This window comes from Candidatus Hydrogenedentota bacterium (assembly GCA_019695095.1).
Lineage (GTDB): Bacteria > Hydrogenedentota > Hydrogenedentia > Hydrogenedentales > SLHB01 > JAIBAQ01.
The window spans coordinates 1-14,900 of sequence record JAIBAQ010000151.1 but is presented as its reverse complement, the minus strand read 5'-3'; the positions used below and the strand labels follow the sequence as shown (position 1 = coordinate 14,900).

Annotated in this window: 10 protein-coding genes; 5 read left to right on the top strand and 5 right to left on the bottom strand. The window is 58.1% G+C overall.

Features of this window, described 5'->3' with window-relative positions; translation table 11 throughout:
* From K1Y02_19690 to K1Y02_19675, 4 genes are all read right to left on the bottom strand, one after another.
* Window positions 1–327: hypothetical protein (locus K1Y02_19690; GenBank protein MBX7258593.1), on the bottom strand; the 327-nt coding region annotated here is incomplete at its 3' end.
* 130 nt (window positions 328–457) lie between these two features.
* Entirely contained in the window at window positions 458–1,582 is a 1,125-nt protein-coding gene (locus tag K1Y02_19685; GenBank protein MBX7258592.1) for a uroporphyrinogen decarboxylase family protein, read from the bottom strand.
* Between the two features lie 9 nt (window positions 1,583–1,591).
* Entirely contained in the window at window positions 1,592–3,265 is a 1,674-nt protein-coding gene (locus K1Y02_19680; GenBank protein ID MBX7258591.1) for a sodium/solute symporter, read from the bottom strand.
* Between the two features lie 39 nt (window positions 3,266–3,304).
* Window positions 3,305–4,288: a glycoside hydrolase gene (locus K1Y02_19675; GenBank protein ID MBX7258590.1), complete on the bottom strand. Its 984-nt coding sequence runs from the start codon at window positions 4,286–4,288 to the stop codon at window positions 3,305–3,307.
* Window positions 4,289–4,723: 435 nt separating this feature from the next.
* Between K1Y02_19675 and K1Y02_19670 the strand changes: the two genes are divergently transcribed.
* The 3 genes from K1Y02_19670 to K1Y02_19660 all read left to right on the top strand — a co-directional run bounded on the left by K1Y02_19670 (window position 4,724) and on the right by K1Y02_19660 (window position 7,348).
* Window positions 4,724–5,377 carry a site-2 protease family protein gene (locus K1Y02_19670; protein ID MBX7258589.1) on the top strand — a complete coding sequence of 218 codons (654 nt, stop codon included), beginning with the start codon at window positions 4,724–4,726 and terminating at the stop codon, window positions 5,375–5,377.
* A gap of 239 nt (window positions 5,378–5,616) precedes the next feature.
* Window positions 5,617–6,912, top strand: coding sequence for an Nramp family divalent metal transporter (locus K1Y02_19665; protein MBX7258588.1), 1,296 nt, complete (start codon window positions 5,617–5,619; stop codon window positions 6,910–6,912).
* 16 nt (window positions 6,913–6,928) lie between these two features.
* On the top strand, window positions 6,929–7,348 hold the full coding sequence (locus K1Y02_19660; protein MBX7258587.1) for a universal stress protein: 420 nt from the start codon (window positions 6,929–6,931) through the stop codon (window positions 7,346–7,348).
* Between the two features lie 131 nt (window positions 7,349–7,479).
* On the opposite strand, the gene K1Y02_19655 is transcribed toward K1Y02_19660, so the two are convergent.
* Entirely contained in the window at window positions 7,480–9,744 is a 2,265-nt protein-coding gene (locus tag K1Y02_19655; GenBank protein ID MBX7258586.1) for a hypothetical protein, read from the bottom strand.
* A 748-nt stretch (window positions 9,745–10,492) separates the two neighbouring features.
* Here K1Y02_19655 and K1Y02_19650 point away from each other — a divergent pair.
* A complete protein-coding gene (locus K1Y02_19650) occupies window positions 10,493–12,028 on the top strand; it encodes a hypothetical protein (protein ID MBX7258585.1) in 1,536 nt (511 codons plus the stop codon).
* 174 nt (window positions 12,029–12,202) lie between these two features.
* A complete protein-coding gene (gene valS, locus K1Y02_19645; protein ID MBX7258584.1) occupies window positions 12,203–14,830 on the top strand; it encodes a valine--tRNA ligase in 2,628 nt (875 codons plus the stop codon).
* The last annotated feature ends 70 nt before the right edge of the window (window positions 14,831–14,900 follow it).

Below are 14,900 nucleotides of genomic sequence, written 5' to 3'. Positions count from 1 at the left end.
GGTACCCGATTCCTGGTAGGAGTACAATGCACCCGCGCTGCATGCAAGCGTTACGGGAATGTCCGGGTTCCTGCGAACGGCCTCCCGGATGTGCCTGCCTCGTTCGTACTGCACAGTTGCACTCGCGCCCTCTTCACCAAGCGAGCACACCGCGCAAAGAAGGTGATAGGGCCGGATGGTGAGCGATTCGGCCGCGTTCCCAGCCTCCGGTTCGCCCGGATCTGTCTGGGCGAGCGCGACGGCACCCAGTCCCGACAACCCAACTCCACAGAGCCCCCCGCATTGCAGGAAAGTACGACGTCCCATCTCGCAGTTCTTATTGTGCATCGCTTGATACCCCCTTGAGATCGCGTGCTACTCCTTTAACCCGTTCACAAGACGTAGTCTCCGTTCCGGTATCCCAATTCTACACCCGGCCCCATCTAATGCCAGCCACTTTGATGGCGCCCTCTTCCGGTCAATATCGCCCGTACTCGTCTACCAATTCCCGCATCACGCTGATTCTGTCCTCGCACGCGTGCGGAGGAACCTGATCGCCGGCATTGGCGATTAGACGCGGTCCGTGTTGCTTCAAGTCCAACCAACGCCGCACGGCGCTTTTGAAGTCCTCCAGGGGTGTGTCCGGCAGCCACAAGTGTGGCGGCACCCCCCCCGACAGGATCAGCCCCGGCCCCGCTGCTTCGCGGCACTGCTCAGGCGTCAGGCCGCCGACCGCACCCGGCGTCACCGCGTCGGCGCAATCGACCCCAAGCCCGCTGAATGTGTCCAGCAAACCGTTCAAGCGCCCGTCGATATGCACGGCAACAAACTTTCCCCCTGCATGCAGCCTGCGGACTACTGCCTCGTAGTACTTCTTCGACCACGTCTCGAAGAATCCCGGCGATTGAATGTCGCTCGAAAAATTGTCGCCCACCAGCACCACGTCGGCCGGCGATTCCGCCAGCAGATCGATGCAGCGCAGGTTGTTCTCATTGATTCGCTCGATGACCTCGGCGAGCGCCTCCGGCCAATCCGCTGCCGCGTATACCGTGTTCTCAATGCCCATCCACGCATTCATCACGTGCCCCATGCCGCTATACGCGAAAACCGCATACACGACACCGCTCTCGCCAACGTATTCCTTCCACGAACGATACCGCTCCCAGCGCGGCGTATAGGTCCTACTTCCCAACGCGTAGGCCAACACCCTCAGGTCATGCTCGGTGGCCGCGCCCCATTCGGCAATCCCCCACGCATACGTCTGTTCGTTCCACCGCCGCGTGCGCCGGATGCTCCCCAACGGCGTCTCGTACTCCCACGTAATTTCGCGCCCGTCCTCGCTCTTTTTCACGCTCGCGCGCACATTCTCCCCGTACGCGACATCGACAAACGAGGCAAGATTCGGCAAATAAAACCCAACCCCCATCTTCCTGTGATAGTCGATCAACTCGAATTCAGGTTCCTCGTAGGCGTGGCTGAGGTCCCACGGCAACGCATGCCGGTGATAGAACCAGTGGGACAAATCCAGCATGTAAGGCACGGTATCGGGAGTCTCCCCTCGATAGACCGAAAGGATACGCTCACGCAAACTCATGGAAGGCATACGAAACTCCTAGAGTGCTCGATGGCCAAGGCACGCCAATGCAAACACGACGGCGACCGCAATCAGTGGCAACGCGTACACGGCGCACAGCGCCAGCTTAAAGACGGTTGAACGGCCTTGTGTGCGTATCAGACAACAGAGCGTTCCCGTCGCAATATCCACCACCAGCGCCGTGGGCGTTATCCACTGCCAGCTTAAGGGCGGCCAGCCAGCGAGATCGCCAAATGCCATCAGAAACGCTGCCAGAAACCCATAGGCCGATCCAAATACTGCGCCAAGCGGCGTGGCAAATCGCACAAACATCGCGAAGAAAAACAGGCCGAACAACGGCGCAATTAGCAGGTTGCTCGTCTTGCTTGTTACCTCAAGCAGATTCCCGCTGACGTTTTGGATCACCAAGCTCAGCAGGATCGCCGAAAACCCCACGAAGAACGATGTCCCCTTCGCGAGGGCCATTCGCTGCGCATCGCCAAGGCCCTTCTTGAAGTAACGCTCGACGATGTCCGTGTTGATCACCGTACACGTCGAGTTGATGCCAGACGACAGCGACGACATCGCCGCCGCCAGGATGCCCGCCATGATCAGCCCCGCAATGCCATAGCCGGTAAAATGAACGATGAAATAGGGGAAGAGCGAGTCCGCGTTTTCACTCAGGTTCATCGATTCCGTCAGATACTGCGGATTTGCACGGAAAAACCCGAGCAGGGCGAACCCCAGAACCCCCAACAGCAGTGTCACCAACCCGGTGGAAATATTGTTGATCAGAAATGCCCTGCGCGCAGCCTGTGGATTCCGCGTCGACATAAACCGCTGGATGGCCATCTGGTCTGCGCCCGCGGTACAGATCCACCAGGTCGTTGAACTCACGATCATCCCCACCACGGTGGTACGCACTCGGGGGTCGTAACTGGCAAAGGGCTGCGAGTCCCAATTGGGAGCCCATTGAGTCGGAAACCACGCTATGCCTCCGAGTTTGACCGTAATGATCACGATGGCCGCGATGACTCCGAAGAAGAGAATGATTGCCTGGATGGCATCCGTTAGCACGACGGCCCGAATGCCCCCCAACGACGCGTAGACAACCGTCACGATTCCGATAGCGCACGCCACGTACGGTGTCGTCTGGCCATGCAGGCCGATTGCCACCACCACGACCTTGGACGACGTATAGATGATCAGCCCCATCCAAATAAACCGAATCAACAGAAAGATGATACAGCCAAGCATACGAACGCCCGAGCCAAACCGGTTGTACAGAATCTCGTTGGCGCTTGTCACGGGCAGTTTCGAAATGTAGGGGATAATCAGGAACCCCACGATGAAATACGAGAACGGCAAAGCCAGAACGTCGGCTAGAAACCCCGGGCCATGCCGGATGATTTCTCCGGGCGTGGAGAGATAGGAAATGGTGCTGATCATGGTGGCAAAAAGCGAAAGTCCCACCATGATCGGACTCATCGTTCGTCCGCCAACGTAGTAGTCTTCGGCGCTCTTGTTCCGGCGCGAGTAGTAGAGCCCGATCCCAAGCATGGCCAGCGCATACAGCGCCACCATCGCCCAGTCCCATGCGTCCAGGCCATCTCGCAGTGCGGAAATTCCGGGCGGCGGGGTGCTTTCCCCGCAGGCCTGCGATACGGCGCATGCCGTGAGCAGCGCCCATCGCCACCATACTCTGCTCGTCATCGGCCCCCCCCCCGTGCACGGCTGGACTGCCGGCCTCGGCTACTCGACCAGCGCCCAGCGAATTGAGGTCTCGTCCGTCGTCGTCCCCGCGTAATAGACTATAAGCGCCCCGCCGCCAATCCGCTGTGCCGTCGCGGGAAGTCCTAACGAGAATTGCGCCATCTCCGCCCACGCATCCTGCATCGTGGACTTGGTCCACGTCTGCGACGCAAGGCCGGCGTCGTACAGCACTAGCTCCTCGGCAGCGGGCCACGAACGGCCTCCGTCCACACTCCGGCGAACGCTGATTCGGGGCGCACTTGTGCGATCAACGTACGGCATCGCCAGCGAACCATCCGCCAGCGCAAAGACCGGCGCGGGCTGGCCCGGCACCCCCGTGTCCCACGAAGACGACCAAGTCACTCCGTTGTCCAGCGATTCCGACGCGTGGATGGCGAGATACGATGCCGTCTCGCGGTCAAAGGTCCAGAACACGTCCAATATCCGCCCATCCGGCAACACCGATGGACGCTGGTCCCAATAGAAGACTCGATTGGAGGGGTCCTGCGATACCAACGAATAGCGGGGCCATGTGCGGCCCGAATCCCGCGAGTACATCAACACCGACGCATGCCGCCACGGTTCCTCGTCGTAGTAATGCTTGTTCAGCTCGAATTGGATTGCCCATTCGCCGGACCCAAGCCGCAGTGGGGGACCCGTGATCGGCGTCGGCATCTGGAACGGCGACGTGTCCACGAGCTTCGGCCTCGACCACGTCATTCCCGCATCGTGCGACGCGGAAAGAAAGACACGGCTGTCCAAAAGCCCTTCGGTCTCTTCGTTGAAAAACGGCAGGTCGGGTTCGGAATGATCGACCCAGTATATCGACGCAACAACGGTCTCGTCGTCCATCACGCCCAGCCCCGCGGCACGAAACAACCCCGGCCTCCCCTCGATTTCCGGTGGCGTGAACGGATCAATGGGCTCGCACCACGATTGGCCGTGATCATCCGACCACGTTACCAGTGCCCGTTGTCCGCGCATTCCTGACTTCGTAGGGGCTGCGCGAAACGAACATAGCCAGCGCCCCCCTTGAGTTACGCACACGGACGGAAACGCGCAGCTTTGCCGGTCCGAGCCGCGTTGAGAGCCATGGACAAGTCCTTCTCCAACAATCTTCATCGGCGTAGGGACCCCGTGTTTTGCCACGGCGGCTCGATGTCCGTCATCGTCATCTCAATCGCTTCATGAATGCGACGAAGGCACCACCGCCCGCGGCAGCGTTTGATACCATACATGACACGCGCCTACGTCACAATTTCGCCAAAGCCGTTCGCAGGCTCGCCGTCGCAGAACGATGGGGCACGTCTCGCTTTCTTGTCCAAAGCCATCACGCCGCGTACTCTGCGCAGTGCATGCTTTTGACCTCCTTCTTCACACTCCCTATACTCTTCCAATCGATAACATAAGGATTCGCTCGTGTCTAATGATGAGATTGTCTTCAAGATTCTGTGGTTCGTTTGCCTCCTGTTTTCTCTTTCGGTGCACGAAGCCGCGCACGCCGCCATCGCCAGCCGTTGCGGCGACCCTACCGGACGCCTCCTTGGGAGAGTCACGCTCAATCCCATTCCCCATATCGATCCCATCGGCACACTGGTGATGCCCCTCATCATGATATTCACCAACGTCCCGTTTCTCTTCGGCTGGGCCAAGCCCGTTCCGTTCAACCCCCGGAATCTGCGCCATCCCCAGCGCGACCCCGTTCTGATAGCCATCGCCGGGCCTCTCTCCAACCTGTTGCTGGCGCTACTGACGATCTTTATCCTCCGAATCGCGTTTCTCTTCTTCGGTGTCGAAGCCGTGTACGACTCGCTGTTCTTTAAGCTGGCCGATACCATGATGATACTCAACTTCATCTTGCTGCTATTCAATTTGATTCCTGTCCCGCCCCTGGACGGTGGACACGTGCTCTATTATTTCCTACCGGAAAGTGGACAGCGGTTTCTCGATCAAATTGGTCCCTTCGGAATTCTCTTCGCAATCTTCGTGGGCAGCCGTTTCATAGAAAAGCCCTTGACACTTCTCGCGCAAATGGCGGACAGGCTATTGTTCCTCGGCATACCCATCCAGTAAGGCTGTGCCCCATCGCAAACGAGACTCTTTTTGCCGCCTCTGCGCAGATGACACTTGAGCCACTCGTGTCGTCCACATCCTCCCCGTGAAAACATCCACCCGCATCTGTCATCATACAAACCTGAGCGTGTCGACGCGCCACCTCACTCGGGGACACTGTGGAAACGAATCTCGAAGACAACGGACCTACGCCCACTCCGCCTGCGACCGGCGAATCCGGTTGGCGGCGCTCCGTTTCCATGCCCTCGCTGCCCGAGGCATTCTCAACCATACGCGTATCCGAAACCGCCTCGTTCTGGCGCAAACTCCTGGCATTCACCGGTCCCGGTCTCATGGTCGCCGTGGGATACATGGACCCCGGAAACTGGGCCACGGACCTTGCCGGCGGCGCAAAATTCGGCTACACGCTCCTGTCCGTCGTCCTCGTTTCCAACTTCATGGCCATCCTGCTCCAACACCTGGCCCTGAAACTCGGCGTCGTCTCAGGACGCGACCTCGCTCAAGCCTGCCGCGACCACTATTCGCCCGCCGTTAGTTTCATCCTCTGGATTCTCTGCGAAATCGCCGTTGCCGCATGCGACCTCGCGGAAGTTATCGGTTCGGCCATCGCGCTTAACCTTCTCGTCGGCATGCCACTCGTTCTCGGCGTCCTGCTCACCGCCGGCGACGTGCTGCTCGTCCTTATCATGCAATCCCGCGGCTTCCGTTACGTCGAGACCCTTGTCGCCGGCCTCATCTTCGTCATCGGCGGATGCTTCGCCTTCGAAATGCTCTTCTCCAAGCCCCCCGTCGGAGCCATGCTCGCGGGACTTGTTCCCTCGCCCCAAATCATCACGCACCCCGGAATGCTCTACATCGCTATCGGCATCCTCGGCGCGACTGTCATGCCCCACAACCTCTACCTGCACTCCAGCATCGTGCAAACCCGCGCCTTCGAACGCACCGATACCGGAAGATCCATGGCTATCAAATTCGCGACCATCGACTCCACCGTCGCGCTCCTGATCGCTTTCTTCATCAACGCATCCATACTCGTGCTGAGCGCCGCCGCCTTCCACGGTACCGGCCACCAAGACGTCGCAGACATCGGCGACGCCTACGCGCTCCTCTCCGGCACGCTCGGCGTATCCATCGCCAGCGTCCTGTTTGGCGTCGCCCTTCTCGCCGCCGGCCAAAACTCCACCCTCACCGGCACCATGGCCGGACAGATCGTCATGGAAGGTTTCCTCGCGCTGCGCTTGCGCCCCTGGGTACGCCGACTGCTCACAAGACTGGTCGCCATTGTCCCTGCCGTGACCGTCGCCGCACTCTACGGTGAACACGGCATCGCGGAATTACTCGTACTCAGCCAAGTTATCCTCTCGCTCCAGCTCAGCTTCGCCGTCGTACCCCTCGTTCAATTCACCAGTGACCGCGCAAAGATGGGGCAATTCGTCAATCCCCGATGGCTCGTTGTGCTTGCCTGGTTCATCACGGCGATTATCGTCAGCCTGAATGTATACCTGCTGTACGAGACCTTTGCGGAATGGCTATGAACTCGGAGACTCCACCATGTACCGCCACATTCTGATACCACTCGAAAACTCGCCCACCGACGAAGCCATTCTCCAACACATCCGCGGCCTCGCACGCCTTACAAACGCCAAGCTCACGCTCATTCATGTCGCCGACGGATTCATGGCCCGCAACCAACGCTACCTCGACGAGTCCCCCGAAATGCGCGACGACTGCAACTACCTCGCCAAACGCAGCCAGGAACTCGCCGCCGAAGGCTTCGAAGTCGACGCCATCCTCAAATGCGGCGAACCCGCAAAATTCATCCTCGAAGTTGCCGACGAACTCCAATGCGACCTCATCGCCATGGCCACCCACGGCCACCGCTTCCTTAGCGACCTCATCCTCGGCAGCGTCGTCTCCGGCGTCCGCCACCGCGCAAAGGTTCCCGTCCTCCTTATCCGTGCCGGCGCATAGACCGCCACACCCCACAAACCGCCGGAACCTCCTTGCCCATCTTGCCCATACAACTTCTTCCGACCACCCCAACAAAAGAAAAGCCGCAGACGGGCACATCCACCCGCCTGCGGCCAACTATCCAAAACACTTTACTTCGATGTCTTCAGGTCCAGCTTCACATCAACATCCACGTCCTGCGCTTCAAGAATGTCTTTGATCGCCTGAAGCAACGCGCTTCCGGAAACCTCGTCCGTTCCTGCGACTGTTATCTTCGTCACAAGCCCATTGGCATTTCGCTCCACTTCAATGGTCGGATCGGCACTCGCTGACGGCAGCTTCCGATCGAACGTGATTGCATTATCGCTCGTAAGTAAGCCTTCATTTGTGACCACCGTCACCTTCGCCGAAGGCGACGTGCTCCCATTCCCTGCGATGACTTCGTGCCAAGCAGGTACCAATGCCACCACGGTGTTCACTCCCGTAGCAACCAGCGTACACTCGCGCCCACCCACTTGAACCGCCTTCACCACGGATACGTTACCCTTGCTCAAACCGGCTCCCGATATGGCAATGGCGGTTGGAGCATTGAACCAGCCGTGATCAGGCTCGAAAGTGATGCGCTTTGCGTCCTCTAAGTCTTTGTATGTTGGCTTCGCGGGCTGTGGCGGAATGGGGCAGAGGACTGATTCTCCCAACGCTTGTGCCTCTAGCGTACGATAGCGCCGCTCGAGTTCTCCCAGTTCATCACCCCAAATACGGCCGCCCTGATCTACCGCAAGCTCCATTTCCTCCATCGCCCTGCCTAATTCTGTTGCCATACCGATACGCTGAGACATCGCAAATCGCATAGGCCGCGCATCAGGGAGGTTCAGCACGTACCGCGAGAAGTATTTGGACATTGGTATTGCAGTTCCAACGTAATCCCTTCGCTCCGCAGGGATCCACCGCGACGATGTCTGGAAGACGATGCGATCCCACCCCTTCTTCGATACGTCCAATTCGCCCTCTTCGCAGATCAGCAGAACTACCGCTGGGAAACTGTAAGGATTCAACACATTGGCCGATCCTTTTTCCTTATCCAGCGGGTCGCCCAATGCCTGAAACGACGGCATAACGCGAAATCCGAAGCTCCACCCGTCCGTATAACTAGTCACGACAGGTATGGGCGTCCGAGTTGCTGCATCATAAGAGAGTCGCTCCGCATACGACCCCATGACTTCCGACATGTGTTGTTGGCCCGCTCCCATCAATAAAGCGCTCAAGTAACTAGCAAGCGCAATCTGCTCACGTTCGCTGTTACGCAAGTCCAGAACTTGAGCTTCTGTGGACGGGAAGATGGAGAGTGCACTGGGCTGCCTGCTGTTCGTGTCCTCCAGACTGGAATACTCGAAATCATCCTCGAAGGGGTCCTCTTTATCGGAACTTCCTGCACCGTCACCCTGCTTTTGGGGAGCTGGTGCAAATGACCGCCTAGCGCCGACTGCACGTTCCCCTGAAGCATTCTTGGGCCTAGCATAGTCCAGCGTCACATTGATGTCGCAGATGTAACCTTTGCGCGTCTTCCATCCTGGATTACACGACACTTCGAAAATCGCGAGATACGCCTTCTGAGTCTTCGAGATTCCTGCAGGATTCGCGAGATACTTCAGAACATTCTCTGTCAATTTGTCGTTCAAGCCTATGAGTAGCGCCTGCCTCTCCGAGATGGCGCTGGGCGGAGTTGCCGCAGGTAAGGGCGCGGCAAACTTCTCGCTGCTCAGCACCCCAGCGGCTTGATTGGTAAGAGGAAGTTTCGAAGTCAATGCCGGTGTAGAAGGCGCAACCTCGCCCCGCTCAATCGACAGCGATGTGTCCGGTCCCTCTCCGAACTTGAATCCCCCTTGACCACCCGAGAACAGAATACCCTTGTTGCCGGTTGCAGCCGCAGCGGCTGCTTTAGCTACTGTTGCAGCCGTATCTGTTGTCGTCCCTGTCGATGTATCACCAGTGCCCCCTTCCCCTTCGGTCGTTCCTTCACCGCCATTCGCGGGGGAAATTGACAAATCCACTTTTTTGGGGCCAAGCGACTGGATGAACTGTATGAACCCGTTCAAGTCGAGTTGAGTCTGAGATGAAGTCTGGATATTCAGAGATTGCTCTAGACTGCGTTGTACAGTCCCTTGGTAACCCGATTTGGCACTCTCAACGTATTCCTTTGGATCCTTGCTGTAATCGAGAGCAAACTGTCCTTTGTTCTCCACCAGCAGCGGAATAGAGATACTGGCCGTACCCCACGCGTCCACAAGCCGTTCGACTTTGGCCAGACTCGTCGCCGCCTTCTTCACGTGCTCGTTTTCAATCGAGACATGAGCACAACTTGCGGCGAGTAGCATAGAAACGACTACAGAGAGAACTGCTGATACTCGTCTAGACACAGCACACCTCCCGCGCCCCATTGCAGGGCAAATACGTCGCGTGAGCGACTTTGTTGGATGAGACCCGCCTGAATTGTCCATACCCCGCAATACAAGCGGCACTAAGACCAGATGCAAACCAGCGCTACTATTGCACCCAAGCCCTCAGATTGTCAATGACATTTATTTGTCTACATGCAATGCTATTGACGAAGTCATGATCATATTCATCAATAGACATATACATAGAACAACCATCTCCAAACTGCTCCGCAAATCCCTCAAGTCCCGGAATGCGAGGCAACTCGTTGCACACTCATTCTATTCTCACAGCCGAACTTCCGATCCCAGCGCCCTCTCTGAAGGGACTTAACTTATTCTCCTCATCCGCTCCAGCCCCTGAACCTATACATTCCAAGAAAAGCTAGCCTCTTCTCGTCCATCATGTTCGCTTGCTGCAACCTTTCCCGCAACCGTACTGTACGAAACTCCACTCCTTGCGAATCGCGCATACATACCGCGAGAATAGTCGCACGCTAGTCCGCAATTTGCACCGGCGCGATTGAGCGCCGACGCAAATTGCTCACGTGCAAGACTTTGAGGTTATGCCATGAGGATTTCTCTCGAACACACTCTCTTCTTGGAGAACCACTTTGTGTTTAGCAGCAAATCTCGCAAACTCACTTGTTACGAGAGAGGTTCAAGTGTGTTCGTGAGAAATCCGGGCTAGGGGGGCCGACGTGACGTCGTGCTGAAACAGGGGGACAACATGAAGCGTTTGATTCTCTCCTTGGTCATTCTGACCTTGGGCTCAATCTCTGCCTTCGGACAATTCAATCTTTCAATTACCACGCAGCCCTATCTCAATGGCGGGTTGTTTACAAACCCGGTCATCGGCAAAGTGTCAACGCCCGTCACGGTCACTGTGCGAGCCCAGATCAGCGGCCAAGCTCCCGCTGCAATTAAAGCATCGCTCAGAATTGCAGACGCCCGCGGAGTATCCGTCGCTGCACAGGAACTCGTTCTCAAGACTAACGCCACATCCGCCGAGGCCGCCTGGAAGTGGACGCCAAAGAGCGACGGCCTCTACGAGATTCGTGCCCAGATCGACTCTGGCCTACTTTTGAAAGAGGACGACGAAACGGACAACGAGGCGTCCATCACCTTTCCCGTGACGGTGGCAAATCGTCCCATGCATTTCGTGTGGTACCACGAATCGCCCAATACGCGATGGGCCACGTGTATCACCTCCGTTGGCTCGGAGGAAAGCATCGTTCGATTGGGTGAACGCGGCGTCGCGGGCCTCAATTGGGAATATGCCGGCATGAGCTGGTCCTACTACGACAAAGAAAACGCCAAGAACAACCCTGCCGACGAACTGACCAAGCTTGAACAACTCTTCTACGACAAGCTCACGCGACCCGGTGTGTCTGTCGGTTTCGGGCTCGACGAGTGCGGCGGCTACCCCGGCACATGGCCTGCGCAAGCTTCCATTGCCTCCATGCGCGCTCTGGTGCGCGCCCGCGAAGTACAACCTGACCGCATCTTTGCTGTGTGGAACGGCGGTGGCATAAGCCCTGAATTGGCGGCACAGATTCGACTTGGCGCCGACTTCCTGCTTCTCGAAACCTATCTATGGCGCGCAACCCCCGACGAACTCGGCGCGGACGATATCTATCAAGTCATCACCGATCGCATCGACCCCACGATCCGATCCATGGACATGTTCCAACCGGCTTACGGCAACAGATGCTACACACTGCTTGCGCTCGACACGTCCGAGCGCCCTGATCGCTGCGACCTCGGCGAACAGGAGAATGTGGTCCGCTTCATCCGGCAGCATTTCCCTGAAATGCGCGGCATTGCCTGGTACAACAGCGGCTACGGCCCCGAATCCTACGGCTTGAAACGAACCAAAGAAACCGACCGCCAGCATGAAGCCGTGCTCGCAAACGCGGATCGGCTGTGTCTCGAGTACTTCATCAAACCGTGCCTGACATTCTTGCCTCAGGCGCTCTTTCTCACAAAGACCGATAAGGGATATGACCTCGTCGCGGCAGTGAGCAACATCGGCGGCATGAATTCCGGTCCCGTCACGGTCGAGTTCCTGGTCGATGGCGCCGCCGTCGGCACAGCCAAAACCGGCCAGGTTCCCGCGGGCAATGGACGAAACCAGGATCGTGCCATCCTGAGATACCCGATTGCCTTGTCTCCAGGTCCGCACACGATTGCCGCTCGTATTGTTGACTCAATCGCGAGCACCGTGGTCGAACCGTACATCGAGGCGAACCGGTTCTTGCACTAATTCCCAGGGCGCGGCCGCGTTGCACGTCCCAAGACGCACCCCAGCGGGATGCACCTCAGCGGGAAGCGCTCGTATGCACCTTTCCATGCAAATTTGCTATACTCCGTCATCCTGCCGGGTAACGTGGTTTCACAAGCCCTGTCTCAGACAGGGCCTTGTTTTTGGGAGTACAACATGAGCGTTCCGTCATCCGAGTTGCCGAAGAATTACGCGCCCGAAGAAGTCGACGCGCGGTGGAAAGATGCTTGGAAATCATCCGGCGTATACGCGTGGGATCCCTCACGCGGGCGCGACGAAACCTTCGTCGTCGACACGCCGCCCCCAACGGTCAGCGGCTCGCTCCACGTCGGCCACCTCTTCAGCTACTCCCACCAGGACTTCATCGTCCGTTACCAACGCATGCGCGGCAAGAACATCTTCTTCCCCATCGGCTGGGACGACAACGGCCTGCCCACCGAACGCCGCGTGCAGAACCTCTACAACGTGAAGTGCGAAGCACACCTCCACTACGACCCGAACTTCAAAGGCGAACGCGGCCGCAAAGGCGCGCCCTTGCCCATCAGCCGCAAGAACTTCATCGAACTCTGCGACGTCGTCACCCGTGAAGACGAAGAGGCCTTCCGCCATCTCTGGACGCGCCTCGGCCTCTCCTACGACTGGGACCAGGAATACGCCACCATCGACGTCAACTGCCGTCGCATCTCGCAATGGAGTTTCCTCGAACTCTTTGAGAAAGGCGAGGTCTATCAGGCCGAACGCCCCGTCATGTGGGACGTCGACTTCCGCACCGCCATCGCACAAGCCGAAGTCACCGACAAAGAATGCAACAGCGCGTTCCATTTCTTGCGCTTTGGCGTTGAAGGCACATCCGATTACATCGTCATCGCTACCACGCGCCCCGAACTGTTGCCCGCGTGCGTTGCCGTACTCGTCCATCCCGAAGACGAACGTTTCCGTCACCTCATTGGCAAGAACGCCGTCACCCCGCTCTTCCAAGCGCCCGTTCCCATCATGGCCGATCCCAAGGCCGACCCCGAAAAGGGAACCGGCATCGTAATGGTCTGCACCTACGGCGACCAGACCGACGTCGAATGGGTTCGCCAATACAGCCTGCCCGTTCGCCAGGTTCTCGATCGCGACGGCCACCTCACAACACTGCGTTTCACGTCTCCCGCAGAAGGCGGCCGCTTCATAAGCCTCAATCCCGAAGCCGCCAACGAAGTCTATGCGCAAATCCAGGGACTCTACGTGAAGAAGGCGCAGGCCCGTCTTATCGAAATCGCCGAAGCCACCGACGGTATCATTGACCGTCCTCGTCAAGACATCACGCACGCGGTAAAATTCTTCGAGAAGGGCGACCGCCCCCTCGAACTCATTCCGACCACTCAATGGTTCTGCCGCATCCTCGACCACAAGCAGGCCCTTGTTGAACAAGGCCGGAAGATCCAATGGCATCCCTCGCACATGGGCATTCGCTACGAGCACTGGGTCGAAGGACTCAACCAGGATTGGTGCCTCAGCCGTCAACGCTTCTTCGGCGTACCCATTCCCATCTGGTACAAACTCGACGGCGAAGGCCGCATCATTCGTGAGAACCCCATACGTCCATCGCTCGAATCGTTGCCCATCGATCCGCTCAGCGACACGCCTCCCGGCTACACGCCCGAACAGCGCGACCAGCCCAACGGATTCACCGGCGACCCCGATGTTCTCGATACGTGGGCCACGAGCTCCCTTACACCGCAAATCGCGACGCAATGGGTCCTAGCGCCCGATCGCCACGCCAAGCTATTCCCGATGGACGTTCGCCCCCAGAGCCACGAAATCATCCGCACATGGGCCTTCTACACCATCGTCAAGGCCTACCTGCACGAAAACGAAATCCCGTGGCGCAACGTAGTCATCAGCGGCTGGATTCTCGACCCCGACCGCAAGAAGATGTCCAAGAGCCAAGGCAACGTCGTCACGCCCGAACCACTGATCGATCAGTTCGGCGCGGACAGCGTTCGTTACTGGGCCGCGCGCGCCCGTCTCGGCGTCGATACTGCGTACGACGAACAAGTCTTCAAAGTAGGCAAGCGCCTCAGCACGAAGGTGTTCAACGCCGCGAAGTTTGCGCTCGGCCGTTTTGAAGGTATCGATCCCGCACTGCTCACGCCAGACAAAGTCACCTGCGAACTCGATCGCGCCGTCATCCGCGAGTTGCGCCCGCTGATCCAGCGTGCCACCGAAGCCTTTGACGGCTTCGACTACGCTCAAGCCTTGTCACTGACCGAAGACTTCTTCTGGCGCACCTTCTGCGACAACTATCTTGAACTCGCGAAGCCACGCACCTATGACGATGGTCTGACGCCGGGCCGCCTATCCGCCGCAACAACCCTGCGCATCGTCCACCGCGCCATCACCCGCATGCTCGCGCCCTTCCTGCCCTTCCTCTCCGAAGAGATATGGCACTGGTGCTATTCCGAAGATGCGGACATGAACGAATCCATTCACCGCAGCCCTTGGCCCACACTCGACGAACTCGCATCCATCCCGGAACCTGCCCACGCACAAACCTGGGACGCCTCCATCGAGATTGTCGATGCCGTTCGCAAAGCCAAAGCCGAAAAGAACCTCAGCATGAAGGCACCCGTCGCCGAGATAGTGGTTGTTATCGACGCAATGCTCCTCATTGCCATGGATGCCACCAAAGACGACATCATGCGCATGCTCCAAATCGCGGAATTCACCTCCCGCGCAGGCAAACCCGAAACAGGTCTGACCCAAGTCTCGGTGTCCCTGGAGTCCGGACCCGAGTAGTCTTTTCAGCTCAATCTATATCGTCTATCTCTGTCGATGCCTGTCCGTGTCTGTCCGTGTTCGTCCGTGT